This window comes from Demequina pilifera (genome assembly GCF_048814985.1).
Lineage (GTDB): Bacteria > Actinomycetota > Actinomycetes > Actinomycetales > Demequinaceae > Demequina.
On sequence record NZ_JBMDTW010000006.1, the window covers coordinates 110,547 to 136,110 of the forward strand.

The following is a 25,564-nucleotide window of genomic DNA, read 5'->3' on the forward strand; positions in this document are numbered from 1 at the left end:
CCGAGTCGCGTGATGATCATTGACGACTCCGCTGAGATGACCGCGCTCATGGGCAGCGGCGACGCAGTGATGAAGGAGATCGAGCGCGGATTCGACACCGTTGATGTTCACGTGCGAGGCAATGAGATCACCCTCACGGGAGACGACGCTCAGATCGCTGCGGCCGCCACGGCCATCGAGGAGCTGCGCTCCGTGAGGGCCGCTGGGGTGCCGCTGACGCCCGAGGTCGCCCGCGAATCCGTGCGCATGCTGAGCGCGGCCCGCGGAGTGGCTGCCGCCGCGGCCGGGGCCGGCGACGCCGGCGCGGCCGTCGTGAGCCGTCCCGTCGAGGTGCTGTCGCGGTCGATCCTGTCGAGCAGGGGCCGCACCATCCGGCCCAAGACCCACGGTCAGGCCGAGTACGTGCGCGCGATCGAGACCCACACCGTGACGTTCGGGATCGGCCCCGCTGGCACCGGCAAGACGTACCTCGCGATGGCGCAGGCGGTCGCGGCGCTGCAGTCGAAGAAGGTCAACCGGATCGTCCTCACCCGCCCCGCCGTCGAGGCAGGGGAGCGGCTGGGCTTCCTGCCGGGCGGTCTCAACGAGAAGATCGACCCCTACCTGCGTCCGTTGTACGACGCACTGCACGACATGGTGGACCCCGAGTCGATCCCGCGTCTCATGGAGGCGGGGTCGATCGAGGTGGCCCCGCTGGCGTACATGCGCGGGCGCACGCTCAACGACGCGTTCGTGATCCTCGACGAGGCGCAGAACACCACCCGCGAGCAGATGAAGATGTTCCTCACGCGGCTCGGTTTCGGCTCGACCATGGTGGTGACGGGAGACGTCACGCAGGTGGACCTGCCGGGCGGCACCCAGTCGGGCCTGCGCGCGTCGCGGGAGATCCTCGCGGGGATCGACGACATCGCGTTCTGCGAGCTCGACGCCGACGACGTGGTGCGCCACCGCCTGGTGAGCGACATCATCACGGCCTACGCCAAGCTGGACGAGCGCACCGCCCCGCGTGGCGGCGGCCAGCATCGCCGCTTCGGCCACCAGGGAGACTCCGCGTGATCGAGGTCAACAACGAGACCGACGTGAACGTCGATGAGGTCGAGTTCGCGGAGCTCGCCGGGTACGTGCTGGCCGAGATGCACGTCGCTGACGGCGCGGAGCTCGCGATCCTGTTCGTCGACGAGCCGGCGATGGAACAGCTTCACGTGCAGTGGATGGACGAGCCTGGCCCCACGGACGTGCTCAGCTTCCCCATGGACGAGTTGCGTCCAGGCACGGCCGACGCCCCTACGCCCCCGGGACTGCTCGGCGACATCGTCGTGTGCCCCGCAGTGGCCGCGCGCCAGGCCGCCACGGCCGGCCACACCCCCGAAGAGGAGATGCTCCTGTTGACCACCCACGGCATTCTGCACCTGCTGGGCTACGACCATGCCGAACCCGACGAGGAGAAGGAGATGTTCGCCCTTCAGCGTCGCCTCCTGCTGACGTTCCTGGCCGCCCGTGGCTGACGCGGCCGGCGGCGGCGCCGTCCCTCCCGAGCATCGCAGCGGCTTCGCCTGCTTCGTGGGGCGACCGAACGTGGGCAAGTCGACCCTCACGAACGCCCTCGTGGGGGAGAAGGTCGCGATCATGTCCTCGCGCCCGCAGACCACCCGGCGTGCGATCCGCGGGGTGCTGACGCGCGAGGATGCTCAACTGATCCTGGTGGACACTCCCGGGCTGCACCGCCCCCGCACGCTGCTGGGCGAGCGACTCAACGACGTGGTCCGTGAGACCTTCAACGAGGTCGACGTGATCGGATTCTGCCTTCCGGCCGACGAGAAGATCGGCCCCGGCGACAAGTGGATCGCTCGCGAGCTGGGCGAGGCCCGCGCTCCCGTGATCGCGATCGTCACCAAGGTCGACGCCGTGCCCAAGCACCGGGTGGCCGAGCACCTCATGGCGGTGTCCGAACTCGCCGACTGGGCCGAGGTGATCCCGGTGAGCTCGGTCGAGGACATCCAGGTGGACGTGCTCGCGAACCTGCTCATCAAGTACCTGCCCAAGGGCCCTCCGCTCTATATCGACGGTGAGATCACCGACGAGCCCGAGGACGTGCGTGTCGCGGAGCTGATCCGCGAGGCCGCCCTCGAGGGCGTCCATGACGAGCTGCCGCACTCGATCGCCGTGATGATCGAGGAGATGCTCGAGCCCGATTCTCCGGAGGCCTCGCGAGACGTGCTCGAGATCCGCGCCCAGCTGTTCGTGGAGCGCGACTCCCAGAAGGGCATCATCATCGGCCACCGCGGCGAACGCCTGCGCGACGTGGGGGCGACGGCCCGCGCGGGCATCGAGCGACTCCTCGGCCGGCGCGTGTACCTCGACCTGCACGTGAAGGTCGCGAAGGAATGGCAGCGCGACCCCAAGCAGCTGGGCCGCATGGGATTCTGACGCGCGGTCGCTTCTACGGCTCCCGGCGATGATCCGGGCGGCGGGGGCGAGAGCGGGGCTGGCGCGTCGCTATCGACGAGTCGGTTCCGGTGACACCTGGATGACGGGCACCGGGAACCTCGACGCCCGGAGGGGATCGAGCAGGCTGTCCGTGATCCCCGCTGTGAACTCCTCGAACCCGAACACCTTGAACAGGGCCTCCCTGCCGAACTTGCTGCTGTCCGCCACGAAGAATGCCTCGCGCGCAATCGACATCATGACGCGGTTGAGTTCGATGCCGTAGCTGGAGACGCTGAAGATGCCCTCCTCCGAAACGGTGTCGGCCCCGAAGATCGCGACATCGACCCTCAGGTTGGACAGTTGCTGAACTGCCGTCGGGCCCCACATTCGGTAGTCATTGGGCAGGAGATCCCCGCCAATGAAGACGAGGTGCATCTTCTGGCGGTCGGCCACTTCCATGCCAATTCGCAGGTCATTGGTGACGACGGTCACGCCCTCCTGGTTGAGGTGCCTGGCCACCTCAAGGGTGGTGGTTCCCGCAGCCAGAATGATGGTCTGGCCGTCTAGAACCCGCTCAGCCATCGCCTTGCCAATGGCGATCTTCTCCTCGCGATGGAGCGATGCGCGCACTTGAGTGGGGGTTTCCGGGTGAGTGACGGGAATGGCACCGCCATGGGTTCGCTCGATCAGCCCCATGGTCTCCAGGCGCTCCAAATCGCGCCTAATCGTGGATATGTCCACGCCAAACATGGCGGCGAGAGTGTTCACCGACTGGAATCCGTGGGTCCGGACAGATTCAGCGACGTCCAAATGACGTGTCACGGGCCCTCCTTGGTCGGTTTCCGAAACGAAGATTAGCATGCACGATTCCGCGCACTCAGTACCTCCAGATCATAGCCGAGTGCGCGATATCGCGCAGACTGTGCGCGATAGCGCTTGACATGGTCGCGTAAGCGTGCGTAGGGTCGGCCGTGCTCGAGACGAAGAACGTCCAGGGCGAGACCCTCTCAGGGTGATGGTCGGCAAACTACGAAGGAGTAGAACCCATGAATCGCAAGGTACAAGCCGCGTTTGCGGCAGCGGGGCTCTCGCTGGTGCTCGCCGGTTGCAGCACGGTCGGAGACTCAGAGGACGGCGCGGCCGAGGCTTCGGAGCCGACCACGAGCGGCGCTGCGGGCGGACTCGCTGCTGAGGACATGACCATGGTGACCGTCGTGAAGGTGCAGGGCATCGGGTGGTTCGACCGGATGTCGCAGGGTGTCGACAGCTTTGCGGAGCGCACGGGCGTGGACGCCCGCCAGGAAGGTGGAGACGACAACAGCGCTGAGAAGCAGATCGCCATCGTCCAGGACCTGATCGCACAGCAGCCCACCGCCATCACGGTGGTTCCCAATGACCCGGCATCGCTGTCGTCCGTCCTCAAGCAGGCTCAGGACCAGGGCATCATCGTCGTCTCCCACGAGGCCAGCGGCATCGAGAACGTCGACATCAACATCGAAGCCTTCGACAATGCGTCGTATGGCGAGGACATCATGACCAACCTCGCTCAGTGCATGGCTGAGGAAGGCGAGTACGTCCAGTTCGTCGGTGGGCTCACTGCCAAGACCCACATGGAGTGGGTGGGCGCCGCTCACGACCTCCAGACGGAGTCCTTCGCGGGCATGACTCGCGTTGAGGAGCCGATCGAGAGCACGGACAACGAGGCGGTTGCCTACGACCGAGCACGCGAGATCCTTGCCAAGTACCCGAACATCAAGGGCTTCCAGGGCTCAGCCGGAAACGACGTTCCCGGAATCGCGCGGGCCATCGAAGAGGCAGGACTCGAGGACGAGGTGTGCGTCATGGGGACGTCGATTCCCTCGCAGTCGCAGAAGTACCTCGAGACCGGCTCGATTGACAAGATCTTCTTCTGGGACCCCGCTCTCGCAGGCGAGGCCCAGCTCGAGATTGCGATGACCCTTGCTCAGGGCGGAACCATCGAGGAGGGCACCGACCTCGGCATCGAGGGCTACGAGTCGCTGCGCCTGCTCGAGGGCACCGAGAACGTGTATGTGGGCGATGCAGCCGTCGCCGCGGACGCGGCCAAGGCCTCCGAGTACGACTTCTAAGTCGTCACCCACGTTCCACACTTCTTTCCGGGCCCCGACTGGGGCCCGGAAAGAAGTCTCACCCAAGAATGGTTCTCGACATGAACAACGAAGTTGGTCGCGACGCTGACGACGGCACTGTGCTGAGCGTCGCGGGGGTCGCCAAGACGTTCGGCGGCGTGAAGGCGCTCATCGATGTCTCGCTCGAGCTGAGGTCCGGAGAGGTGCATTGCCTCGCAGGGGAGAACGGCAGCGGAAAGTCCACGCTGATCAAGGTGATCTCCGGTGCAGAGCGTCCCGACGCGGGCACCATCGCGATCGGCGGCACGTCGTACAGCGGTGTACGGCCGGACGTGGCGATCAAGGCCGGCGTGCAGGTGATCTACCAGGACTTCTCGCTGTTTCCCAACCTCACGGTGGGTGAGAACATCCTCTTCACCTCCGCGGTCGCGGACGGACGGCGACGCTTCTCGCTTCGCAAGGAGCTGCCCCAGGCGCGTGCAGTCATCGAGGAGCTGGGGTTGGACCTGGACCTGAATGACGAGGTCGAGGCGCTCTCGGTTGCGGACAAGCAGCTGACGGCCATCTGTCGTGCGCTCGTGCATGACGCCAAGGTGATCGTCATGGACGAGCCGACCACCGCGCTCACTCACACCGAGGTGACGCGGCTCTTCGCGATCGTCGACCGGCTCAAGGCGCAGGGCGTGGCCCTGATGTTCGTCTCGCACAAGGTCGAGGAGATGCTCAAGGTGTCCGACCGGGTGACGATCATGCGCTCCGGCAGCGTCGTCTCGAGCGGACCCGCCTCGGAATACGACGGCAGACGTATCGCCCGCGACATGACGGGCCACGAGGTGCTCAGCGAGCGCGAGATCTCGGCATTCGACGGTGGGGCAGGAGACCGGCTCGCAGTCGAGGGCCTGTCCAGGCGCGGCTACTTCAAAGACATCTCCTTCACGGTGGGACATGGGGAGATCCTTGGGATCACCGGTCTGCTCGGGTCGGGTCGTACGGAGATCGCGGAAGCGCTGTTCGGAGTGATGCCCCACGACTCGGGCACCATCGCGGTCGACGGGTCCGAGGTGTCGATCAACTCCGTTCAAGACGCCATCGCGGCGGGAGTCGCCTACGTGCCCGAGGACCGCCTGACCCAGGGCCTGTTCCTCGAGAAGTCGATCGCCGACAACATGATCGCGGCATCCGTCGACAAGTACCGGACGCGCGGCGGGACCATCGGCTCCTCGGCGGCCAAGAAGGCCATCGACGCCCTCTTCGCTCGCCTCAGGATCAAGGCGCCCACGTCTGCGGCTCCCGTCAGGTCACTGTCGGGCGGCAACGCCCAGCGTGTGGTGCTGGCCAAGTGGGTCGCGAACGAGCCGAAGATCCTCATCCTCAATGGCCCCACGGTGGGCGTCGACATCGGATCCAAGGCCGAGATCCTGACGCTCCTGCGTGAGCAGGCGGCAGCCGGCATGGGGGTCATCGTGATCTCGGACGACGCACCCGAACTGGTGTCCAGCTGTCACCGCGTCCTGGTCGTGCACCGCGGGCGGATCGCCCACGAGCTCACCGGAGACGACGTCAACGATCTCAACATTCGAGAGAAGGTCTCGGCATGAGCCAGCTACTGACGGCGCAGAGTCTCTCCCGGCTTCGCGGGGCGAACAACGAAGGGGTCCTCGCGCTGGTCCTGGTCGCGCTCGTGATCGCCATGTCCGCGATCAACCCCGACTTCTTCTCTCTTCCAATTCTGTTCGCCATCCTCCGCAGCGCGATCGTGCCACTGGTGCTCGCGCTGGGGGTGCTGATCGTCATCATCTCTGGCGGAATCGACGTCTCCTTTCCTGCGATCGCGACGTTCGCGGCCTACGGCGTCGTGCATCTGTCCCTGACGAGCGGGATGGATCCCGGACTCGCCGTGATGCTCGTGGGGGCGCTGGTGATCGGCGCCGGGCTCGGGGCGATCAATGGGTTCCTGATCGCCACCTTCCGATTGCCCACGCTCATCGTGACTCTGGGCACGCAGGGAATCTTCAGAGGAGCACTGCTGACGTTCGTCGGGACCCGCTTCATCGCGGACCTCCCCGAGTCGTTCGCCTCGTTGTCCACGGCCAACATCATCGACACCGAGACGGCGTCGGGTCAGGCCTACCTTCACGTGCTGGTGGTGCCGGCCCTGGCGCTGTGCGTCGCCGTGGCATGGATGCTTCGGTCGACGATGTTCGGCCGCAGCATCTACGCGATCGGAGGCGACTCCGAGGCGGCCCGCCGCGCCGGAGTCAAGGTGGTTCGCACGCAGGTGTGGATGTACACCCTGGTCGGAATGCTGGCGGCCATCGGAGGGCTGATGTACGTCGCCATGGGACGTTCCGCGAGTCCGCAGGACCTCGTGGGCACCGAGCTCGACATCATCGCGGCCGTCGTCTTGGGCGGCGCCTCGATCTTTGGCGGTCGGGGCTCGGTGCTGGGGACATTCCTCGGCGTCCTGCTCATTCAAGTCATCAACAACTCGCTGATCCTGGTGGGCGTCCCGAGTGCATGGCAGCGCGCGGTCGTCGGAGTGCTGCTCGTGATCGGCGTGGCGATCCAGGTCTCGTCCGCGCGCAGCAGGAAGCGCAAGCCTGCCGCAATCGTCCAGGAGGAAGAGGTGACACACGCATGAGTGCTGTGAAGCTCAAGCCAGAGAGCGCCTTGGGGCGCGTGAACGCCGGCGTGCATGCTCATGCCACCGACATGGTGGGCCGCATCCAGAGGTCGCGCGGATCCGGACGCATGCTGGTCCTGGTGCTCGTCTTCTTCACGTTCTTCGCGGTGCTCGAGCCCCAGGTGTTCCTGAACCCGATCAACCTGCAGAACATCATGATGACGGCGCCGGAGATCGGCTTGCTCAGTCTCGCGATCATGCTTGCCATGCTGACCGGAGGCATCGACCTGTCGGTCGTCTCGATCGCGAACCTGTCGGCGATCACGATCGCGACGCTGTACATCAACGTGGGCGAGCAGAACCCAGAGCTGGCGGCGTCGCTGACTCCGCTCTTCGTGCTGGCCGGAGTCGCGGTGGGCATGCTCGGGGGATTGTTCAACGGCTTCCTGGTGGCGAAGATCGGCATCACGCCCATCCTCGCCACGCTCGCCACGATGCAGATCTACAACGGCCTCGCCATCGTGTGGACCGGGGGGACGACCCTCGCGGGACAGCCCGCCGGACTCGGGGAGTTCGGCCGGTCCGCGATCGCAGGGGTGCCGATGCTCTTCGTGGTGTTCATTGTGATCGCCGTGGTCATCGGCCTGATCATCAATCGCACTCCCATCGGGTTGAAGGTCCAGCTGCAGGGGGCCAATCCCGTGGCCGCCCGATACACCGGCATCAGGAGTGGGCAGGTGCTCGGCTCGACATATCTCCTCACTGGATTGCTCGGTGGCCTGGCCGGCGTTTTCATTCTTGCCCGCAACCCCACGGCATCGGCTGACTTCGGGTCGTCGTACGTGCTGCTCGTGATCGTGATTGCCGTTCTGGGAGGCACCAACCCCATGGGCGGTTTCGCCTCGGTGCTCGGCGTCGTGCTTGCGACGCTCACGTTGCAGATCGTATCCAGCGGCTTCACCGCGCTGCGAATGTCCCCGTATGCGTACGCCATTGCCCAAGGTGTGATTCTCATTGCGGTCATGATCGTCGATTCGGACAAATGGCGTGATTATCGAAGTCGTTGGAAGAAGAGCCGTTCAACTCAGCGTTCTCAACTCAGTGTGAAAGGAAAGGCATCATGAAGAAGATCATCAATTCGCCGACGGCTTTTGTGGACGAGATGGTCGAGGGGATCGTCCTCGCTCATCCGGACCTCGTGAAGAACCCCGGCGAGGACCCTCGCGTCCTCGTGCGTGCCGATGCACCGGTGCAGGGAAAGGTGGGCATCATCACGGGCGGTGGCAGCGGACACCTTCCGCTCTTCAAGGGCTATGTCGGTCGCGGCCTCTGCGACGGCGTGGCCATCGGCAACGTGTTCTCGTCGCCGTCATCCGCGCAGTGCCTCGAGGCGGCCAAGGCCGTCGACGGTGGCAGGGGGGTGCTCCTGCTCTACGGCAACTACGGGGGAGACGTCTTCAACTTCGACCTCGCAGTCGACCTCGCCGAGCTCGAGGACATCGAGACCAAGACCGTGCTGGGCCGCGACGATGTGGCGAGCCAGCCCCGCGAGAACGCCGAGGGCCGTCGCGGAGTCGCGGGGATCTTCTTCGCCTACAAGGCCGCAGGTGCAGTCGCCGAGGCCGGGGGGAGCCTGGACGAGGTCGCCGCTGCCGCCCAGGACGTGGTGGAGAACACCGCGACCATGGGCATCGGCCTGTCTCCGACGATTCTTCCGACCACGGGCAAGCCGAGCTTCGAGCTCGAGGACGGAGAGATGGAGGTCGGGATCGGCATCCACGGAGAGCCGGGGTTCGCTCGCGGGCCTCTCGCTTCCGCAGATGACATCGTCGACGACATCCTGCCCCGTCTGATCGCGGACCTCGACCTCGAGTCGGGCAGCCGAGTCGCCGTGCTCGTCAACGGCATGGGCGCGACCCCTCTCGAAGAGCTGTACGTCATGTATCGCCGAGTCCACACTCACCTGAACGAGGTCGGCATCACGATCGACAAGAACTATGTAGGCGAGTACGCCACCAGCCTGGAGATGGCCGGGGCGTCGATCTCGCTGCTCAAGCTCAACGACGATCGGCTGGGGCTCCTCAACGCCCCCGCCGAGTCGCCATTCTTCAAGGAGGCGTAGCAATGGTCAGCAACCAGGAACTCCGGCAGTCCATCCAGAACTGCGTCCGAGTCTTCTCGCAGAGCGCGGATGAGCTGACCGATCTCGATCAGGCCCTCGGTGATGGCGATCTTGGCATCACGGTGTCACTCGGCGCGCAGGCCGTGGATGACGCGGTCGAGGCGTTGCCCGACGATGCAGATGCCGTGACGATCGTGCGCGCCTGCGCGAAGGCGTTCGCCAACGCGAATCCCTCGACGATGGCCGCGCTCGTGGCCGGTGCGCTGCTCGCTGGTTCGCGGGTGCTGCCCAAGGAGGGAGAGATCGAGCACGAGCAGGTCGGCGAGTTCATGCGGGCTGCCGCAGAGAGCATCGGCCAGCGCGGCAAGTCCCAGGTGGGGGACAAGACGATTCTCGATGCGATGGTGCCGGCGGCAGAGGCCTTCATCGCAGAGCCGGACCACGCCGAAGCCCTTCACTCGGCGATCGGTGCGGCAACGGAGGGCGTGCAGAGCTCGAAGGCGCTGCAGTCGCGCAAGGGCCGCGCATCGTGGCTCCAGGAGCGCAGCATCGGCTTGCTGGACCCCGGGGCCGTGGGCTACCAGCGGTTCCTCGAAGCTTGGCGCGACGGAAACAAGGGCGACTCCTGATGGCCGCATCGAAGCCGCAGATCGCCTACTTGGGACTGGGCACGATGGGGCGCGGCATGGTCGCCAACCTCGTCGCAGCTGGTTACTCCGTGACCGTGTGGAACCGGACGCCCGTGGACTCCAAGGATCTGGGGGTGGACGTGTCGGTGGCGTCCACCATCGCCGAGGCGGTGTCCGGAGCGGACCTGGTGATGTACTGCCTGGCGGACGACCCTGCCGTGCGCGACGTGGTGCAGGGGGCACAAGGAGTGGCTGCCCACGTCAGCGACGACGCCATCGTGGTCGACCTGTCGACCATCAGCTTCTCGGCGCACGTGGAGGAGCGGGAAGCCTACGAAGCCCGTGGAGTGCGCCTGGTCGATGCCCCGGTGTTCGGGTCGCGCGGCGAGGCGAATGCCGGTGGGCTGTGGGTCGTCGCAGGAGGGGATGAGGCGGACTTCGCCCGTGTGCGCGAGCCGCTCAGCGTCGTGGCGGAGAGCGTGCACTACATGGGCCCCTCGGGATCCGGGGTGCGCATGAAGCTCGTCGGCAACTACCTTGTCCTCGCGCAGCTCACGGCCCTCGGCACCGCCCTGTCGATGGCCAACAAGGCTGGCCTGCCCGTGGACGCAGTGCTCGGCGTCCTCAAGGTGACGGACTTCCGATCGCCCATCTTCGACGGAGTGGGCGACGCGGTGGCGAAGGACGACTACGCGCCGGACTTCGCCGCCAAGCTGGCGCTCAAGGACGCGAAGCTGCTCCAGGAGGTCGGGGCCGAACTGGGGCTGGCGGTCCCGGTCGCGGACACCGCGCAGGACCTGCTGGAGCGCGCTGTCGGTGAGGGCTGGGGCGACCTCAACGCATCGGCACTCATCAAGGTGATCGCAGCCGATGCAGGGGTGAACCTCGCACGGTGATCCGGGTGGGCCGTGTGCGGCGTGGGCTGGGCGCCCACGCCGCACATGCCCGTCTCGACCCATGTTGGCGAGGACACGCGCACAGCCGCTATGGTGAACGCATGCGTGCACGCTCGCTTCTTCTTCGTCGCCGCGACGAGGCCTGACACCAGGCCGGCTCCTCGTCGCGGAGGCTGTCGCGCCGGCTGACACTTAAGCCACAGATCCCGACGAAGGACACCCCTCATGAGCGACCACTACACCGGCGGAGCCCAGCGCCCGTCAGCGATGCCCATTCAGAAGTACCGCCCGTTCCACGAGCAGATCACCGTCGACCTGCCCGACCGCACGTGGCCCGACCGCCGTATCGAGAAGGCGCCCCGGTGGTGCGCCGTGGATCTGCGCGACGGCAACCAAGCGCTCATCGAGCCCATGAACATCGAGCGCAAGATGCGCATGTTCGATCTGCTGGTGCGCATGGGATACAAGGAGATCGAGGTCGGCTTCCCGTCGGCGAGCCAGACCGACTTCGACTTCGTGCGCGCGCTGATCGAGGGCGAGAAGATCCCGGACGACGTCACCATCCAGGTGCTGACGCAGGCGCGCGAGCACCTCATCGAGCGGACCTATCAGTCGCTCGAGGGCGCGCGCAGCGCCATCGTCCACCTGTACAACTCGACGTCGATCGTGCAGCGCGAGGTCGTGTTCCGTGCCGACGAGGACCAGATCCTCGACATCGCGACCCACGGCGCGATGCTGTGCCAGAAGTTCGAGGAGACCATCCCGGACACCCAGGTCTTCTACGAGTACAGCCCCGAGTCCTACACGGGCACCGAACTCGAGTACGCGGTCAAGGTGTGCAACGCCGTCCTGGATGTGTGGAAGCCCACCCCCGAGCGCCAGGTCATCATCAACCTGCCCGCGACCGTCGAGATGGCCACTCCCAACGTCTACGCGGACTCGATCGAGTGGATGAACCGCCACCTCGACTACCGCGACTCCGTGGTGCTGAGCCTGCACCCGCACAACGACCGCGGCACCGCGATCGCCGCGGCCGAGCTGGGCTACATGGCCGGCGCGGACCGCATCGAGGGCTGCCTGTTCGGCAACGGCGAGCGCACCGGCAACGTCGACCTCGTCACGCTGGGCATGAACCTGTTCAGCCAGGGAATCGACCCCCAGATCGACTTCTCGGACATCGACGCGGTGCGACGGACCGTCGAGTACTGCAACCAGATCGACGTGCACCCGCGTCACCCGTGGGGCGGCGACCTGGTGTTCACCGCCTTCTCCGGCTCGCACCAGGACGCGATCAAGAAGGGCCTCGAGGCGATGGACGTGAAGGCCGCGGCCCAGGGCGTGGGGGTCGACGACATCCCGTGGGCCGTGCCGTACCTGCCGATCGACCCGCGCGACGTGGGCCAGTCCTACGAGGCTGTCATCCGCGTCAACTCCCAGTCCGGCAAGGGAGGCGTCGCGTACCTGCTGAAGACGGAGCGCAACCTCGACCTCCCGCGCCGGCTGCAGATCGACTTCTCGCGCGTAGTGCAGGTGGCGGCCGACTCTACCGGCGCCGAGCAGACCGCCGACGACATCTGGCGCATCTTCCAGGACGAGTACCTGCCCGTCGACGAGGAGGGCCGTCGCTGGGGTCGGTTCGTGCTGCACGGCACCCGTACCACCTCGTCGGACGAGGGCGCGGACACGATCTCGGCGGACATCCGGGACGCAGACGAGGCCGTGACCATCGAGGGCTCCGGCAACGGTCCCGTCGACGCCTTCGTCGCGGCACTCGGCACCCGGGGCGTCAAGGTGGAGGTGCTCGATTATCACGAGCACGCCATGACCGGCGGCGGAGACGCCCAGGCCGCCGCTTATGTCGAGTGCCAGATCGGCGACGACATCCTGTGGGGAGTGGGCGTGGATCCGTCCATCACGACCGCGACTCTCGAGGCGATCATCTCGGCGGTCAACCGCGCGCAGCGGTAGCACTCCGGTGTCCTTCTCTGTCCGGCGCTTCGACGTGGCCGACGCCGATGCCGTCGCCGCGCTGTGGGCGCACGCGTTCCCGGACGACCCTGCGCGCAACGAGCCTCACGGCATGATCGCGCGCAAGGTCGCACGCGATCCCGATCTGTTCTGGGTCGCGTGCGCTCCTGGGCCCGATGCAGGGGCGGGGTCGGCGTCCGACCCACCAGGCAGCGGGGTTGGGGGCAGCGACGTGATCGGCGCGCTGATGGCCGGCTACGACGGTGTGCGCGGATGGCTGTACCACCTCGCGGTGTCTGACCAGCATCGGCGCCGCGGCGTGGCAAGCGCGCTCGTCGAGCGCGCGCTGGCCGAACTGCGCGAGCTGGGCTGCGTCAAGGTCAACCTGCAGGTGCGCGAGACCAACGGTCAGGTGCGCGCGTTCTACGAGTCCCTGGGGTGGAGCGAGGACCGCTCGACGTCGCTGGGCCGCGTGATTGGCGACGCGCCCTGACGAGCGCTCACGTCGGCACGACCGCGCGCGAGGGACAATGGGGGAGTGCCCCTCTACCGTGACGACGCCATCGTGCTCCGCACCCACAAGCTGGGCGAGGCCGACCGCATCATCACGCTGCTGACCAAACGCCACGGCAAGGTGCGCGCGGTCGCGAAGGGAGTGCGCCGCACGTCCTCGCGGCTCGGCTCCAGGGTCGAGCCGTTCATGCTCGTGGACGTGCAGCTCTACGAGGGGCGCAACCTCGACATCGTCAGCCAGGTGGAGACCAAGGAGCCGTACGCGCGCCGCATCGCGGAGGACTACGGGATGTACACCGCCGCGACCGCGATGGTCGAGACGACGGACAAGCTGGTGGACCTCGAGAAGGAGCCCGCCTGGGACCAGTACCGGCTGCTCCACGGGGCGCTCGGCGCGCTCAGTCGGCGCGAGCACGATCCGGGCATGGTGCTCGACAGCTTTCTGCTGCGCTCCCTCGCGCTCGCGGGATACGAGCCCAGCTTCGACCTGTGCGCGAGCTGCGGCCGCGAGGGACCGCACCGGGCGTTCGTGGTGGCGGGCGGAGGAGCGGTGTGCGAGGCATGCCGACCGCCGGGCGCGGCCGCCCCCGCACCCGAGACGTTCTCGCTGCTCGAGGCGCTGCTGAGCGGTGACTGGCGTTCCGCGGATGCCTCTGATGACCGGCCGCGACGCGACGCCGCCGGGCTGATCGCGGCCTACACCCAGTTCCATCTCGAGCGAAAGGTGCGCTCGCTCGGGCACGTGGACCGCTCCGAGGCGGGCGCAGGGTGACGTCGCGCGGAGCTCTGTCAAGTTTTCACCGGACGTTCACCCTTTCGTGAACTTTTCGTCCATAAGCGGTCCATAGTCTGGACGCACCGTCCACCGATACCCGGTGAACCACGACGGTGCGACCGGAAGGACCTGCGTGCCCCGCACTGTGATCTTCGATTTCGACGGGACCATCGCGCTCGGCGACGGGCCGGTCGACGCCTATGCGCGCGGCGTGATCGCGCTCGCCGATGCCCCTGGTCTGGACGCCGCGATCTCCCGCAGCCGCGAGAGACTGGCCGCGGATCCACGGTCCTTCCGCGACGGCTACGACGCCGTCGCATCCGCGGCACGCGACGCGGGGGTCGACGAGCCCACGCTGTCCGCCGCCTACCGTCGCAGCCGCGATCTGCTCGCCACGGCCGATGCGCCAGTGAACGGGGCGCCCGGCCTTGCGGAGTTCTTGGGCCGGCTGGGCGCCCGCGCGGCGCTGGTGCTCGTGACCAATGCACCCCCAACCCAGGTGCCCGAGGCGTTGTCGCAGCTGGGCGTGGCCAACGCGTTCACGCGGCGCGTGTGCTCCGCAGGCAAGCCCGAGGGGCTCGCCGCGCAGGTCGCGGCCGCACTCGAGCGCGGACCCGTGCTGTCCGTTGGCGACATCGACGAGTTCGATCTAGCGCCGGCACGAGCGCTCGGCGCCGACACGGCGCTCGTCGGCGCGACGGCGGCCCACGAGGGTCACCGCGCGACCTTCGCGGCCTCACGGCTGGAGGACCTGTACGCCGACATCGAGATGTGGGTGTCCGCCCCGGCACCCATCCCACACGCGCCCGCGGGCACGTGACCACACCCACGAAAGGTATCCACATGCGCAACAGCCATTTCGCGTCCGCACTCGCGGTCGCCGCGCTCGCCACCTTGGCGGGCTGCTCGTCCGACGCCGACCCCATCGAGGAGACCACGGCCGGCACGACGTCCGACGCCGCCGTCTCGGAGGACGTCGAGTGGCCCTCGGAGATCACCCTCGCGCTGATCCCCAACGAGAACGTCACCGACCTCGTCACCTCGGTCGCTCCGCTCACCGACTACCTGTCCGAGGAGCTGGGGCTGACGGTCGAGGGCGTGGTCACCAAGGACTACCAGGCCGCGGTCGAGGCGATCGGCTCGGGCCAGGCTCACATCGCGATCGCGGATGCGGGCTCGCTGGCCGCCGCCGAGGACCTCTACGGCGCGCACGCGGTACTGCAGGACGTGCGGTTCGGTGCCTCGCAGTACGCGGCCCAGGCCTTCACGAACAACCCCGACAAGTACTGCGACGACGAGCCGGTGGAGGCAACCTACCCCGCGACTGGGCAGACCTTCCTGTACTGCAACGGCGTCGCGAGCGGCGACGACAACTCCGGGGTGGGGCCGGTCGGCTTCGACGCGCTGAGCAAGATCGAGCCCGGCACGACGGTCGCGTTCGGCAACACCACCTCGCCCGCCGGCTATCAGCTGCCGGTGCTCGCACTCGAGGAGCTCGGACTGAGCATCGATGACGTCGAGCAGGTGCCCGTCACGGGCAACGACACGCTGATCATGGCCGTCTACAACGGCGACGCCGAGGTGGGCTTCGCGTACTGGGACGCCCGCAGCGCCATCGACGAGTCCGAGGTGCCGGACCTCGGCGAGAAGGTCGTCGTGTTCGGTCTGTCCGAGATGTACCCCAACGGCGGCGTGGTGCTGTCCGACGAGCTGCCGGAGGACCTGCGCACCGAGATCACGAACCTCATGGACGACTACTCGGAGGTCGACCCCGAGACCCTCGAGGCGCTGTTCAGCCAGACGGACTGGGTGCCCGCGGACCCCGCGGCCATCGACCTCGCGCGTGAGGTCAACGCCCGGTTCAGCGGCGAGTAGCAGCCGGTCACATGAGCGACGTCATCGCTCGTCCCGAGGCCGAGGGCACCCCGCCCTCGGCCTCCGGGGCGTGGCCCATCGAACTCGAGCGCGTCACCGTCCGCTACCCCAACGGCGTCGTGGCACTGAGGGACGTGAGCCTGTCGATCAAGGCGGGCGAGATGGTCTCGGTGGTGGGGCTGTCGGGTTCGGGCAAGTCCACGCTGATCCGGACGCTCAACGCGCTCGTGCCGCCTACGTCCGGCATCGTCCGGGTGGGCCCCCACACGATGTCCTCCCTGCGCGGCCGCAGTCTCAGGCACGCCCGCGGCGACATCGGGATGATCTTCCAGGGGTTCAACCTCGCGGAGCGCACCACGGTGTTCCACAACGTCATGGTCGGCCGGCTGTCCCACAACCCGGCGTGGCGCACCCTCGTCGGGCACGCGAGCACCCGCGACCGCGAGGTGATCGCCGCGTCGCTCGACTCGGTGGGCATGCTCGAACGGGCGTGGCACCGCGCGGGCATGCTGTCCGGCGGTCAGAAGCAGCGCGTCGCCATCGCCAGAGCGCTCAGCCAGGAGCCCTCCGTGATGCTCGCCGACGAGCCCGTGGCGAGCCTCGACCCGCCCACCGCGCATGCGGTGATGGGAGACCTGGCCCGGATCAACGACGAGCGCGGACTCACGGTGCTGGTGAACCTCCACCTGATGGACCTGGCGCGCCAGTACACGACGCGGATAATCGGCCTGCGTGCCGGGGAAGTGGTCTACGACGGCTCGGCGGCCACGGCCACCGACCAGGACTTCGAGGCCATCTACGGCCGCCCGGTGCAGCCGCGGGACCGACTCGGCGGAGCGCGAACGTGAGCGTGGACACCGCCGCCGCGACCGCATCGGCCGCCCCCACCGTTCCGGAGCGGCCGCGCAGCTGGCCGCGCACCCTTGGCGTGGTCGCGGCCCTCGGGGCCGTGACCATCGCCGCGACCACCCCCGCCGTCGGCGGGATCGAGGTGGACCTGGGCGCGATCGCCAGCAACTGGACCAACGGGGCGGACCGGATCGGCCAGATGCTCACCCCGGACTGGTCCATCCGGCCGCGCACCTGGCAGCCGCTGCTCGAGACCCTGCAGATGGCCGTCGTCGGCGCGGCCATCGCGGCCGGTTTCGCGGTCCCACTGTCGATGTGGGCGGCACGCCCCACCAACCCGAACGCGCCACTCAGGCGCGCGGTGCGGCTCGTGCTCAACACGGTGCGTGCGGTGCCCGACCTCGTGTACGCCACGGTGCTCGTGGCGATGGTCGGCGTCGGCACCCTGCCGGGGATCATCACGCTTGTGCTCTTCGACATCGGCGTGGTCGTCAAGCTGGTGTCGGAGGCGATCGACTCGTCGGACGCCGCCTACATGGAGGCCGGGCGAGCCGCCGGGGGCAGCCAGACCCAGATCAATCGTCTGACGGCGCTGGCGCAGTCCTGGCCGGCGATCGTCTCCCAGGTCCTGTACTCGCTCGAGCTGAACGTGCGCATCTCCGCGATCTTGGGCATCGTCGGCGCGGGAGGAATCGGGCGCCTGATCGACGAGATGCGCGGCTTCTACCGATACGACGCCCTGGCCACCATCATCCTCGAGATCCTCGTGGTGGTGCTCGTCATCGAGGTGGTCTCGAACGTGCTGCGAAAGAGGCTGCGGTGACCGCGCTCGCTGCGAAGGCCCCGCCCCGCGCGGCGCTGCCACGACGTTCGTCGCGGATCGCTCTGCGCCTCCTCGGCTGGGCCGTGACGGCGGTCGTGATCGTGTCCTTCTGGGGCCTGGGACTCGAGTGGGACAAGGTCGCCCAGCTGCCCGGCGATCTTGCGCACTACGGCGCGCTGATGTTCTCCGACCCGAACTGGGCGATGATCCCCGAGGCGCTGTTCCAGACGTGGCGCTCGGTGTCCATGGCATGGGTCGGCGCGCTGCTGGGCGTCGTGCTGTCCACGGTGCTGGGGATCCCCGCCGCTCAAGGGGTGGGGCCGATCTGGCTGCGCCTGCCGCTGCGATGGCTGTTCGCCCTGATCCGCGCGGTGCCTGAGGTGATCATCGCGATCGTCATCCTCACCGTGACAGGGCTCACCCCGTTCACCGGCGCTCTCGCGCTGGCGATCGGCGGGATCGGCACTCACGCCAAGTGGACCTACGAGACGATCGAGGCGGTTCCCGCGGGCACCGCCGAGGCTGTGCGCGCCGCAGGAGGATCGATGGTCGAGGTGATCCGGTGGGGGCTGTGGACCGTCGCGCGGCCGGAGCTGACGTCGCTGGCGCTGTATCGGTTCGAGATCAACGTGCGCACCTCTGCCATCCTCGGTCTCATCGGCGTGGGTGGAATCGGCGACATGCTGACCACCTACACCCAGCATCGCGAGTGGGATACCGTGGGCGTCCTCATCATCGTCGTGATCGCCGTGACAATGGCGATCGACGCGGTCTCGGGGGCTGTCCGCCGCAGGATCATGGAAGGGGCGAGGGCTCGTGGCCTGGAACGGATCTCCTGATGCGCCCCCGTCGGCACGCATCGCGGCACTCCTGCCGGCGCTCCAGCCGAGCGAACGGCGTGTGGCCGAGGCGATCGTCGGAGACGTCGCGCGCGCGGTGGATGTGACTGCTCAGGAGCTCGCCGACGTGGTCGGTGTGGGGCGGGCCTCCGTGGTGCGCACCGCGCAGTCCCTCGGCTACGAGGGCTACCCGCAGCTGCGGGTCGCGCTCGCGCGGGAACGGGTGTTCGACGGCCCGGCTGCAGCGGACGAAGCGGGCGCGCTCGGAATCGTTTCGGCGGCGATCGAGCGGTTCGTGCGTGCGATCCCACACACCGCGGCAGCCTTGACCGAAGACGGGGTGGACGCGTTCGTGGCGGCGCTCGACGAGGCCGGCCGCGTGGTGATCTCGGCGAACGGACTGTCGGCACCGCTCGGCTACGACGCCGCTCTGCGCCTGACGACAGCCGGCCGTCCCGCGGAGTATCTTCCCGATGCGCTTGCTCAGTCGATCGCGGCGCGCCAGCTTCGCAGCGGCGAGGTGCTCCTCGCGATCTCCGGATCCGGGGTGAACCGCGCGACGCTCGACGTCGCCGATGCCGCGCGCACCGGGGGAGCGGACGTGCTCGCTATCACCGGTTTCGCGCGATCCGCGCTCGTGGAGCGGGCGACGGTCTCCCTCGCAGTGCCGCCGCCGGCCGAGTCGTTCCAGGAGGAGCTCGTCCAGACGTCGCGAGCCGCGATGGCGCTTGTGATCGAGGCGCTCGTGGAGGCGCTCGAGGCGCGACGCGGGCCGCGCTCGCGAGCGGCGCGGGCGTCCGCGCTGTCCGAGGTGTCCAAGCGGCTCGGCGACTGACGCGCCTCGTGTCCGCCCCAAGCGACCAGCCTCGTGCTCACCCGTCGCCGACGGTCACGCAGGTGACCCGCTGTGGGGTGGGAGCGCGGCTAGGCTGGCCACCGTGACTCACTCCCGGCCGTACCCGCACCCGGGAGGCGCGACGCCGCCCGACCTCCCCGCCGCTGCCGTGCCCGGACACGTCGCCGTTGTGATGGATGGCAACGGACGTTGGGCCAAGCAGCGCGGACTTCCGAGGACGGAGGGGCATGCGCGCGGCGAGGCAGCGCTGCTCGACGTGGTCGCCGGGGCCATCGAGATCGGTGTCACCCACGTCAGTGCGTACGCATTCAGCACCGAGAACTGGAAGCGCAGTCCCGACGAGGTGAAGTTCCTCATGGGGTTCAACCGCGACGTGATCCGCCGCCGCCGCGACCAGATGGCGGAATGGGGAGTGCGCGTGCGGTGGGCCGGTCGTCGGCCGCGGCTATGGAAGTCCGTGATCGACGAACTCGAGAAGGCCGAGGACATGACCGCGGGCAACGAGGTCCTGACCCTCACGATGTGCGTCAACTACGGCGGCAGGGCGGAGATCGCCGATGCGGCCCGGGCCATCGCGGTCAAGGCGGCGGCGGGACAGATCGATCCGTCCAAGGTGACGGAGAAGACTCTCGCCGCGCACCTCGACGAACCCGACATGCCCGATGTCGACCTGTTCTGGCGCTCCAGTGGTGAGCAGCGCTCGAGCAACTTCCTGCCGTGGCAGGCCGCCTACGCGGAGTACGTGTTCTCCGATGTGCTGTGGCCGGACGTGGACCGCACCCACCTCTGGGCCGCCATCGACGAGTACGCGCAGCGCAACAGGCGGTTCGGCGCGGCCTAGTGGGGGGCTAGTGCGGCGAGCTCCCGCTCCTTGCGGGCGGTCGACCGACGGCGCCACCGGTTCAGCGCGAACACCGACACGATGATCACGACGACCGCCGCCGCCAGCAGCGCTGGGGAGCGCAGCCACACCTCCCACAGCGACAGCGCGATCGCGGTGTAGACCGTCGCCCATGCGAGGCAGCCGGGGATCATGGCGAGCGTGTACAGGTCGAAGCGCATGCGGGTGTAGCCCGCAGTGGCATTCACCAAAGACTGAAAGCCGACCGTCAGGAACGACAGCGAGATGCCCAGGTAGCCCCTGCGCTCCAGGAAGACTCGGGCGCGATCCGTGCCGGGGCCGGAGAGCTTGCGCGCCAACCGCGCCCGGCGGCTGTCGCTTGTCTCCATCCGCTCGGCGAGGGCGTCTGCGCCGCCGCGTGCCCAGCGCGCGAGCCAGTACGTCCCTTGAGTGCGAAGGAAGACGACGGCCGTGAGGAACAGGAACAGCCCCCACCAGGGCCCCGCAAGGATGAACGACGGCACCCCTGGCATCAGTGTGAGTCCGCGCCCCGGGCGGCGCACTCCCCGCACACACCGGTGAGCTCGACGGTGTGGTCGATTCGCGAGTAGCCGTGCGACTGGGCGATGCGATCCGCCCAGGTCTCGAACTCGGGCATGTCGATGTCCTCGGCCCGCCCGCAGATGCGGCAGCGCAGGTGATGGTGGTGCTCGTCGCCGGCCTCGCACCGGCGGTACAGCGTCTCGCCCGAGTCCGTGACGACGGCGTCCACGTCACCGCCCTCGGCGAGCGACTGAAGCGTGCGGTAGACCGTGGCGAGGCCCACGCTCGAGCCGTCGTGGCGCAGGGTGTCGTGCCAGGCCTGCGCCGACCGGAACTCGGAGTGCTTGTCGAGCAGCTCGAGCACCGCCGTGCGCTGCTTGGTCTTGCGCTGTGCTGTCATCTGGGGGTCTCCGCGATCGGGCGTGTGCGTCGGCGACGGCGCGCAAAGGTCGCGCCGACCGCCACCACGATATAGGCCCCGACGCCGAGCACCACGATCAGCGCGCCTGGCTGGAGGTCGTGCTCGAGCGTGATGCCCACTCCCGTGAGGCAGAGCACGGTGCCGATCGCCATGGCGACCGTCATCGTGCGAGAGAAGGAGCCGGTGAGCAGCTGCGCGATCGCGACGGGCACGATCATGAGCGCCGACACCAGCAGCACGCCGACCACCCGCATCGACACCGTGATGGTGACTGCGGCGAGCACTGCGACCACCATGTTGAGCACCTGCACCGGCAGGCCCATCGAGTACGCGAACTCCTGGTCGTGGGTGACCGCGAACAGCGCACTCCGCAGCGCGATCCCGAGCACCAGGACGATCGTCGCCATCGCGAGAGTGACCCACACGTCGGTCCAGGTCACGGTCGATATCGATCCGAACAGGTACCCCAGCAGGTTCGCATTCGAGCCGCCGGCAAGGCTGATCAGCAGCACGCCCAGCGCGATTCCGCCGTAGAACAGGATCGCCATGACCACGTCTGCCGCGGCCGTACCGCTGGCGCGCATGCGCTCGATGACGACCGCGCCAATGATCGCGAAGACGACGGCGCCGGGCACGGCGAGCGCATCCTGCTCGGCGAGGCCGGCGGCGGAACCTGCGAGCCAGCCCGCGGCGACGCCCGCGAGGGCGACGTGGCCGATGCCGTCGCCCAGCAGCGCCATGCGTCGCTGCACCAGGTAGGTGCCGACCACGGGCGCACTTGCTCCCACGAGCAGGGCGACGATGAGCATGCGCTGGACGAGCGGCTCGCCAAGAATGGAGATCATGGTCCGTCCCACCCGAGTGGGGGACGGCCGAGGGACTGCTCGTCTGCGTGAGCGTGCTCGTGATCGTGGCCGGGAAGTGCGTGCACGCCCATGTCCGCCGGCGGGGTGCCGGCGTAGGTGACGCATCCGTGCTCGAGCACCACGGCGCGATCGATGTGACGGGCGACCGCGCCGAGCTCGTGAAGCACGATCACGATGGCGGCGCCCTCGTCCTTGAGGTGCCCGAGCGCATGGGAGAACGCGACCTGCGACTCGAGGTCGACACCTGCCATGGGCTCATCAAGGATCAGCACCGCCGGACGCCTGACCAAGGCCCGTGCGATGAGCGTGCGCTGCTGCTGTCCGCCGGAGAGTCTCGTGACGTCACGCTTGGCGAGATCGCCGATGCCCATCGTGTCGAGCGCATCGCTGATGCGCGCACGGGAGCGCCGGGGTGTGCGCAGGGTCCGACTTCCCAACAGGCCGGACGCGACCACCTCACCGACCGTCGCCGATACACCTCCGGCGGCCGACAGCCGTTGCGGGACGTACCCGAGCGAGCGGCGTGAGTGAGGAGTGAGTGGACGTCCGGAGAGACGGATCTCCCCATGCGTCGGCACGACGGCGCCGACGAGGGTGCGGACGAACGTCGACTTTCCTGAACCATTCCCGCCCATCAGCGCCACCACTTCGCCACGGTGCGCGTCGAGCGAGACGCTGTGAAGGATCGGGGTGCCGCCCAGAGACGCGCGCACGTCCCTCGCGCTGATCACGAGGGACGTGGCGGTCTGATCGTCGTCAGGCGCAGTCAAGCCCTGCTCGCAGCGCCTCGAGATTGCGGGTCATGACTTCAATGTAGTCGTCGTCACCCGTCACCCCCTCGATCGGGTCGAGCACTGCGGTCTCGACTCCGGCGTCCCCGGCGAGGGCCTCGATGGCCGCTGCGTCGACGTCGGACTCCGAGTAGACGGTGGTGGCGCCGCTGGCGAGGACTTCGTCGCGCACCTCGCGCACGCGTGCCGGCGACGGCTCTGCCTCCGGATCAAGCCCCGAGAGTCCGTGCTGCTCGAGACCGAATCGCTCGGTCAGGTATCCGAAGGCCTCGTGGCTGACGAAGATGTCGCTGCGCTCGCACTGGGCAAGGGTGTCCGTGTACGACTGGTCGAGCTCGAGCAGCTCGGCCGCGAGCGACTCGGCGTTCGAGGCGTACGTGTCCGCGTTGTCGGGATCGATGTCCGACAGCTCGGCCGCCACGTCACCGGCGTACTCGGCGAGCAACGTGGGGTCGAGCCAGAAGTGAGGGTCGCCGCTCGAGTGATCGTGTCCGGCGTGAGCCTCGTCTTCGTGGGGCTCGTCTTCGTGGGCCTCGACCTCGTCCTCGTGTCCGTGGTCGTCGTCTTCGTGAGCCTCGTCTTCGTGAGCCTCGTCCTCGTGTCCGTGGTCGTCCTCGTCGGAGTGCGCCTCTTCTTCATGGCCGTGGTCGTCGTCCTCGTGCGACTCCTCATCGCCATGGTCGTCTTCGGCGTGCGAGGCCTCGTGCGCCTCGACGATGTGATGCGCGTCGAACGAGCGCACACCCGTCGTCTCGACAGCATCGTCAACGGCAGGCTGAAAGTCGCTGAGGAACAGGATCAGGTCGACGCCCTGCACCTCACGCACCGCGGCGGGGGACAGCTCGAGGTCGTGCGCCTCGACGCCGGGAGCGGTGAGGGGGACCACGGTGGCAAGGTCGCCTCCCACGTGCTCGGCGACGAACTCCAGGGGATAGAAGGCGGCGGCCACCGAGATCGCGGAGGCCGCTGGGGACTCCACGCCGGCCGCGGATGAGTCCGGGGCGGTCTCGCTGGTGGAGCAGCCGGCCAGTACGAGTGAGGCGGTGGCGGCCGAAGCCGCGACAAGGGAGGTGCGAGTAGGCATGTCAGGAATCCTATTGCTAATGAGAATCGAAGTCAAAACGGGTCCGGGGCGCCGAGCCAGTCGTCGAGGGCGTCGCCGTGTGCGTGCCAGTCAGTGCCGCGCTCGTCGTCCCGCACCAGGCAGTCGTGGAACGCTGCGGCGATGGTGTCCCGCTCGGGCCCGCGCCCTGTGACGACCAGTCGCGTCCCGCGCTCGTGGCGTCCCCAGCGCCCAAGCGAGCCCACGCTCACCTGACGGCCCGCACCATCCCAGACACACGCATCGGCCGGGCGGGTAGGAAGCCAGAAGTGGCCGCGTGTGCGGGCCTCGTGGCCGCCGAGCTCGGGCAGTCGGGCACGCAGTCGATCGGGGTGGAAGGGGCGGTCGCTCGAAAGGTCGATCGACCACACTCCCGCGCAGTCGGGCTCGACGTGGCGATCGATCCGCAGGGGGTCCACGCGCCCGAGTGCGTCGTCGCAGCGATGTTCGGTGGACATGATGCGCGCGGCGTCGATGTCCTCCATGGCGGACGTCAGCACCGTCGACCCCTGTCCCCTCAGGTGGTCGACCGTGGCGCGGGCGTGCGCGCTGGCCGGATCGTCCCCCACGAGCGCCACGATGTCCGCATGGGCGAGCATCGGGGCCACGGCCTCGGCGAGCACCCGCTCGTCGTCGCCGAGCAGCGGGCGCCCCAGGTCGGCGAGGTACTCGTCGGAGAACGCGTCGTCGGCGATGGTCGCTGCATCGACCGCGCACACGACTGCCCCCAGCCGTGCGCCCTCGAGCAGACCGGAGCGCCGCGTCTCAGTGTGGAGGGCACGCATCACGGGCGCCGACTCCGCAGTCACGGGCAGCGCCACGAGCACCTGGCTCCACAGGTCGCGTTCCTTCAGCCTCGCGAGCGTGGGCACCAGGTCCTCGCGGACCGCGCAGCCCAGGCATGCGTGGTCGAGCTCCGTGGCGTCGGACTCGATCACGCCGCTGGCGTCCGCGACCGTGCGGCGGATCTGGTCCCCGATGAAGTCGTGATGGATCACCGCCACGTCGGAGCGTTCGAGAGCGAGGCCGAAGGAGATGGAAGAGCGCACCACGGGATCGATGGTGCTGAGGGTCGAGATCGTGAATCGCTGTGTCATGGTCGGCACTGTAGCACTTGACGGGAATGAGAATCATTACTAACTTGTTCGGCATGTCACGACAGCGATGCCAGGTCACGGGTGCCGTCCCGAGCTTTGGTCACACCATTTCCCACTCCCATAGGCGAACCAAGCGGCGTTGGGACGTCAACATCCAGAAGAAGAGGTTCTTCGTGCCCTCACTCGGTCGCAACGTCACGCTCACCGTCAGTACGAAGGGGCTCAAGGTCATCGACCGCGACGGGATCGACGCGGTCGTGGGCCGCATCCTCGCGAGAGGGGAGAAGATCTGATGGCCAAGAAGAGCCAAGTCGCGCGGCAACGTCAGCGCGAGGCCGTGGTCGCTCGCTTTGCCGAGCGCCGCGCGGAACTCAAGACCGCATCGGTCAACCCCCACCTGACAAGCGAGGAGCGCAGCGCCGCGATGGCGGCGTTGCACTCCCTCCCGCGCGACGCATCGCCCGTGCGGCTGCGCAATCGGGATCAGGCGGATGGCAGGCCCCGGGGTCATCTCCGGCGATTCGGCCTGTCCCGCGTCTCATTCAGGCAGGCGGCTCTCCGCGGAGAGCTGCCTGGCGTCACGAAATCGAGTTGGTGAAA

29 protein-coding genes are annotated in these 25,564 nt (G+C 68.1%); 22 read left to right on the forward strand and 7 right to left on the reverse strand.

Annotated elements, in window-relative coordinates:
* Window positions 1–12 precede the first annotated feature (12 nt).
* Genes ACNI14_RS11685 through era form a run of 3 tightly spaced genes read left to right on the forward strand, consistent with a single transcriptional unit; the run spans window position 13 to window position 2,427 of the window.
* Window positions 13–1,056: a PhoH family protein gene (locus tag ACNI14_RS11685; RefSeq protein ID WP_420520219.1), complete on the forward strand. Its 1,044-nt coding sequence runs from the start codon at window positions 13–15 to the stop codon at window positions 1,054–1,056.
* On the forward strand, window positions 1,053–1,505 hold the full coding sequence (ybeY, locus tag ACNI14_RS11690; protein ID WP_420520220.1) for an rRNA maturation RNase YbeY: 453 nt from the start codon (window positions 1,053–1,055) through the stop codon (window positions 1,503–1,505). Before ACNI14_RS11685 ends, ybeY begins: the two co-directional genes overlap by 4 nt.
* On the forward strand, window positions 1,498–2,427 hold the full coding sequence (era, locus tag ACNI14_RS11695) for a GTPase Era (protein ID WP_420520221.1): 930 nt from the start codon (window positions 1,498–1,500) through the stop codon (window positions 2,425–2,427). Before ybeY ends, era begins: the two co-directional genes overlap by 8 nt.
* 69 nt (window positions 2,428–2,496) lie before the next feature.
* Here era and ACNI14_RS11700 read toward each other — a convergent pair whose 3' ends face one another.
* Window positions 2,497–3,288, reverse strand: a complete 792-nt coding sequence (locus tag ACNI14_RS11700) for a DeoR/GlpR family DNA-binding transcription regulator (RefSeq protein ID WP_420520222.1) — start codon at window positions 3,286–3,288, stop codon at window positions 2,497–2,499.
* A gap of 185 nt (window positions 3,289–3,473) precedes the next feature.
* Here ACNI14_RS11700 and ACNI14_RS11705 point away from each other — a divergent pair, with 185 nt between their 5' ends.
* From ACNI14_RS11705 to ACNI14_RS11785, 17 genes are all read left to right on the forward strand, one after another.
* Entirely contained in the window at window positions 3,474–4,535 is a 1,062-nt protein-coding gene (locus tag ACNI14_RS11705) for a substrate-binding domain-containing protein (RefSeq protein ID WP_420520223.1), read from the forward strand.
* An 80-nt stretch (window positions 4,536–4,615) separates the two neighbouring features.
* On the forward strand, window positions 4,616–6,133 hold the full coding sequence (locus tag ACNI14_RS11710; protein ID WP_420520224.1) for a sugar ABC transporter ATP-binding protein: 1,518 nt from the start codon (window positions 4,616–4,618) through the stop codon (window positions 6,131–6,133).
* Window positions 6,130–7,176 (forward strand): ABC transporter permease, encoded by a 1,047-nt coding sequence (locus tag ACNI14_RS11715; RefSeq protein ID WP_420520225.1) that lies wholly within the window; start codon window positions 6,130–6,132, stop codon window positions 7,174–7,176. Before ACNI14_RS11710 ends, ACNI14_RS11715 begins: the two co-directional genes overlap by 4 nt.
* 38 nt (window positions 7,177–7,214) lie before the next feature.
* On the forward strand, window positions 7,215–8,282 hold the full coding sequence (locus ACNI14_RS11720; RefSeq protein ID WP_420520226.1) for an ABC transporter permease: 1,068 nt from the start codon (window positions 7,215–7,217) through the stop codon (window positions 8,280–8,282).
* Window positions 8,279–9,280, forward strand: a complete 1,002-nt coding sequence (locus ACNI14_RS11725; protein WP_420520227.1) for a dihydroxyacetone kinase subunit DhaK — start codon at window positions 8,279–8,281, stop codon at window positions 9,278–9,280. Before ACNI14_RS11720 ends, ACNI14_RS11725 begins: the two co-directional genes overlap by 4 nt.
* A gap of 2 nt (window positions 9,281–9,282) precedes the next feature.
* Window positions 9,283–9,909 carry a DAK2 domain-containing protein gene (locus tag ACNI14_RS11730; protein ID WP_420520228.1) on the forward strand — a complete coding sequence of 209 codons (627 nt, stop codon included), beginning with the start codon at window positions 9,283–9,285 and terminating at the stop codon, window positions 9,907–9,909.
* Window positions 9,909–10,805, forward strand: a complete 897-nt coding sequence (locus ACNI14_RS11735; protein ID WP_420520229.1) for an NAD(P)-dependent oxidoreductase — start codon at window positions 9,909–9,911, stop codon at window positions 10,803–10,805. Before ACNI14_RS11730 ends, ACNI14_RS11735 begins: the two co-directional genes overlap by 1 nt.
* A 225-nt stretch (window positions 10,806–11,030) precedes the next feature.
* Window positions 11,031–12,773, forward strand: a complete 1,743-nt coding sequence (gene leuA, locus ACNI14_RS11740; protein ID WP_420520230.1) for a 2-isopropylmalate synthase — start codon at window positions 11,031–11,033, stop codon at window positions 12,771–12,773.
* A 7-nt stretch (window positions 12,774–12,780) separates the two neighbouring features.
* Window positions 12,781–13,266: a GNAT family N-acetyltransferase gene (locus ACNI14_RS11745; protein WP_420520231.1), complete on the forward strand. Its 486-nt coding sequence runs from the start codon at window positions 12,781–12,783 to the stop codon at window positions 13,264–13,266.
* A gap of 45 nt (window positions 13,267–13,311) precedes the next feature.
* Window positions 13,312–14,058: a DNA repair protein RecO gene (recO, locus tag ACNI14_RS11750; protein WP_420520232.1), complete on the forward strand. Its 747-nt coding sequence runs from the start codon at window positions 13,312–13,314 to the stop codon at window positions 14,056–14,058.
* Between the two features lie 136 nt (window positions 14,059–14,194).
* Window positions 14,195–14,881, forward strand: a complete 687-nt coding sequence (locus ACNI14_RS11755; protein WP_420520233.1) for an HAD family hydrolase — start codon at window positions 14,195–14,197, stop codon at window positions 14,879–14,881.
* A 23-nt stretch (window positions 14,882–14,904) separates the two neighbouring features.
* Complete coding sequence (locus tag ACNI14_RS11760) at window positions 14,905–15,936, forward strand: phosphate/phosphite/phosphonate ABC transporter substrate-binding protein (protein WP_420520234.1); 1,032 nt, start codon at window positions 14,905–14,907, stop codon at window positions 15,934–15,936.
* Between the two features lie 11 nt (window positions 15,937–15,947).
* A complete protein-coding gene (phnC, locus tag ACNI14_RS11765) occupies window positions 15,948–16,784 on the forward strand; it encodes a phosphonate ABC transporter ATP-binding protein (RefSeq protein WP_420520235.1) in 837 nt (278 codons plus the stop codon).
* Window positions 16,781–17,608, forward strand: coding sequence for a phosphonate ABC transporter, permease protein PhnE (gene phnE, locus ACNI14_RS11770; protein WP_420520236.1), 828 nt, complete (start codon window positions 16,781–16,783; stop codon window positions 17,606–17,608). The genes phnC and phnE (ACNI14_RS11770) overlap by 4 nt, the downstream gene beginning before the upstream one ends.
* Entirely contained in the window at window positions 17,605–18,447 is an 843-nt protein-coding gene (phnE, locus tag ACNI14_RS11775; protein ID WP_420520237.1) for a phosphonate ABC transporter, permease protein PhnE, read from the forward strand. The genes phnE (ACNI14_RS11770) and phnE (ACNI14_RS11775) overlap by 4 nt, the downstream gene beginning before the upstream one ends.
* Complete coding sequence (locus tag ACNI14_RS11780) at window positions 18,425–19,282, forward strand: MurR/RpiR family transcriptional regulator (RefSeq protein ID WP_420520238.1); 858 nt, start codon at window positions 18,425–18,427, stop codon at window positions 19,280–19,282. Before phnE (ACNI14_RS11775) ends, ACNI14_RS11780 begins: the two co-directional genes overlap by 23 nt.
* Window positions 19,283–19,385: 103 nt before the next feature.
* Window positions 19,386–20,144, forward strand: a complete 759-nt coding sequence (locus ACNI14_RS11785; protein ID WP_420520239.1) for an isoprenyl transferase — start codon at window positions 19,386–19,388, stop codon at window positions 20,142–20,144.
* Here the strand turns inward: ACNI14_RS11785 and ACNI14_RS11790 are convergent.
* The 6 genes from ACNI14_RS11790 to ACNI14_RS11815 are packed head-to-tail and all read right to left on the reverse strand — an operon-like array spanning window position 20,141 to window position 24,964.
* Window positions 20,141–20,677 carry a DedA family protein gene (locus tag ACNI14_RS11790; protein ID WP_420520240.1) on the reverse strand — a complete coding sequence of 179 codons (537 nt, stop codon included), beginning with the start codon at window positions 20,675–20,677 and terminating at the stop codon, window positions 20,141–20,143. The genes ACNI14_RS11785 and ACNI14_RS11790 overlap by 4 nt on opposite strands.
* Window positions 20,677–21,087: a Fur family transcriptional regulator gene (locus ACNI14_RS11795; RefSeq protein WP_420520241.1), complete on the reverse strand. Its 411-nt coding sequence runs from the start codon at window positions 21,085–21,087 to the stop codon at window positions 20,677–20,679. Before ACNI14_RS11795 ends, ACNI14_RS11790 begins: the two co-directional genes overlap by 1 nt.
* Window positions 21,084–21,953 carry a metal ABC transporter permease gene (locus ACNI14_RS11800; RefSeq protein WP_420520242.1) on the reverse strand — a complete coding sequence of 290 codons (870 nt, stop codon included), beginning with the start codon at window positions 21,951–21,953 and terminating at the stop codon, window positions 21,084–21,086. Before ACNI14_RS11800 ends, ACNI14_RS11795 begins: the two co-directional genes overlap by 4 nt.
* A complete protein-coding gene (locus ACNI14_RS11805) occupies window positions 21,950–22,744 on the reverse strand; it encodes a metal ABC transporter ATP-binding protein (RefSeq protein WP_420520243.1) in 795 nt (264 codons plus the stop codon). The genes ACNI14_RS11800 and ACNI14_RS11805 overlap by 4 nt, the downstream gene beginning before the upstream one ends.
* The gene (locus ACNI14_RS11810) at window positions 22,731–23,849 is read right to left on the reverse strand and encodes a metal ABC transporter substrate-binding protein (RefSeq protein ID WP_420520244.1); all 1,119 of its coding nucleotides are present in this window, start codon (window positions 23,847–23,849) and stop codon (window positions 22,731–22,733) included. The genes ACNI14_RS11805 and ACNI14_RS11810 overlap by 14 nt, the downstream gene beginning before the upstream one ends.
* 32 nt (window positions 23,850–23,881) lie before the next feature.
* The gene (locus ACNI14_RS11815; RefSeq protein ID WP_420520245.1) at window positions 23,882–24,964 is read right to left on the reverse strand and encodes a CobW family GTP-binding protein; all 1,083 of its coding nucleotides are present in this window, start codon (window positions 24,962–24,964) and stop codon (window positions 23,882–23,884) included.
* Between the two features lie 53 nt (window positions 24,965–25,017).
* Here ACNI14_RS11815 and rpmB point away from each other — a divergent pair, with 53 nt between their 5' ends.
* Both rpmB and rpsN read left to right on the forward strand, forming a co-directional pair.
* Window positions 25,018–25,257 (forward strand): 50S ribosomal protein L28, encoded by a 240-nt coding sequence (gene rpmB / locus ACNI14_RS11820; RefSeq protein WP_420520246.1) that lies wholly within the window; start codon window positions 25,018–25,020, stop codon window positions 25,255–25,257.
* The gene (rpsN, locus tag ACNI14_RS11825) at window positions 25,257–25,562 is read left to right on the forward strand and encodes a 30S ribosomal protein S14 (RefSeq protein ID WP_420520247.1); all 306 of its coding nucleotides are present in this window, start codon (window positions 25,257–25,259) and stop codon (window positions 25,560–25,562) included. Before rpmB ends, rpsN begins: the two co-directional genes overlap by 1 nt.
* Window positions 25,563–25,564 lie beyond the last annotated feature (2 nt).

Coding starts and splice junctions, on each gene's coding strand:
- leuA (WP_420520230.1), top strand. CDS start 11,031: ATGAGCGACCACTACACCGGCGGAGCCCAGCGCCCGTCAGCGATGCCC.
- ACNI14_RS11700 (WP_420520222.1), bottom strand. CDS start 3,288: ATGCTAATCTTCGTTTCGGAAACCGACCAAGGAGGGCCCGTGACACGT.
- ACNI14_RS11705 (WP_420520223.1), top strand. CDS start 3,474: ATGAATCGCAAGGTACAAGCCGCGTTTGCGGCAGCGGGGCTCTCGCTG.
- ACNI14_RS11710 (WP_420520224.1), top strand. CDS start 4,616: ATGAACAACGAAGTTGGTCGCGACGCTGACGACGGCACTGTGCTGAGC.
- ACNI14_RS11790 (WP_420520240.1), bottom strand. CDS start 20,677: ATGCCAGGGGTGCCGTCGTTCATCCTTGCGGGGCCCTGGTGGGGGCTG.
- ACNI14_RS11735 (WP_420520229.1), top strand. CDS start 9,909: ATGGCCGCATCGAAGCCGCAGATCGCCTACTTGGGACTGGGCACGATG.
- ACNI14_RS11815 (WP_420520245.1), bottom strand. CDS start 24,964: ATGACACAGCGATTCACGATCTCGACCCTCAGCACCATCGATCCCGTG.
- rpsN (WP_420520247.1), top strand. CDS start 25,257: ATGGCCAAGAAGAGCCAAGTCGCGCGGCAACGTCAGCGCGAGGCCGTG.
- ACNI14_RS11810 (WP_420520244.1), bottom strand. CDS start 23,849: ATGCCTACTCGCACCTCCCTTGTCGCGGCTTCGGCCGCCACCGCCTCA.
- ACNI14_RS11725 (WP_420520227.1), top strand. CDS start 8,279: ATGAAGAAGATCATCAATTCGCCGACGGCTTTTGTGGACGAGATGGTC.
- ACNI14_RS11730 (WP_420520228.1), top strand. CDS start 9,283: ATGGTCAGCAACCAGGAACTCCGGCAGTCCATCCAGAACTGCGTCCGA.
- ACNI14_RS11715 (WP_420520225.1), top strand. CDS start 6,130: ATGAGCCAGCTACTGACGGCGCAGAGTCTCTCCCGGCTTCGCGGGGCG.
- ACNI14_RS11685 (WP_420520219.1), top strand. CDS start 13: ATGATCATTGACGACTCCGCTGAGATGACCGCGCTCATGGGCAGCGGC.
- ACNI14_RS11795 (WP_420520241.1), bottom strand. CDS start 21,087: ATGACAGCACAGCGCAAGACCAAGCAGCGCACGGCGGTGCTCGAGCTG.
- ACNI14_RS11800 (WP_420520242.1), bottom strand. CDS start 21,953: ATGATCTCCATTCTTGGCGAGCCGCTCGTCCAGCGCATGCTCATCGTC.
- phnC (WP_420520235.1), top strand. CDS start 15,948: ATGAGCGACGTCATCGCTCGTCCCGAGGCCGAGGGCACCCCGCCCTCG.
- rpmB (WP_420520246.1), top strand. CDS start 25,018: ATGTCACGACAGCGATGCCAGGTCACGGGTGCCGTCCCGAGCTTTGGT.
- ACNI14_RS11760 (WP_420520234.1), top strand. CDS start 14,905: ATGCGCAACAGCCATTTCGCGTCCGCACTCGCGGTCGCCGCGCTCGCC.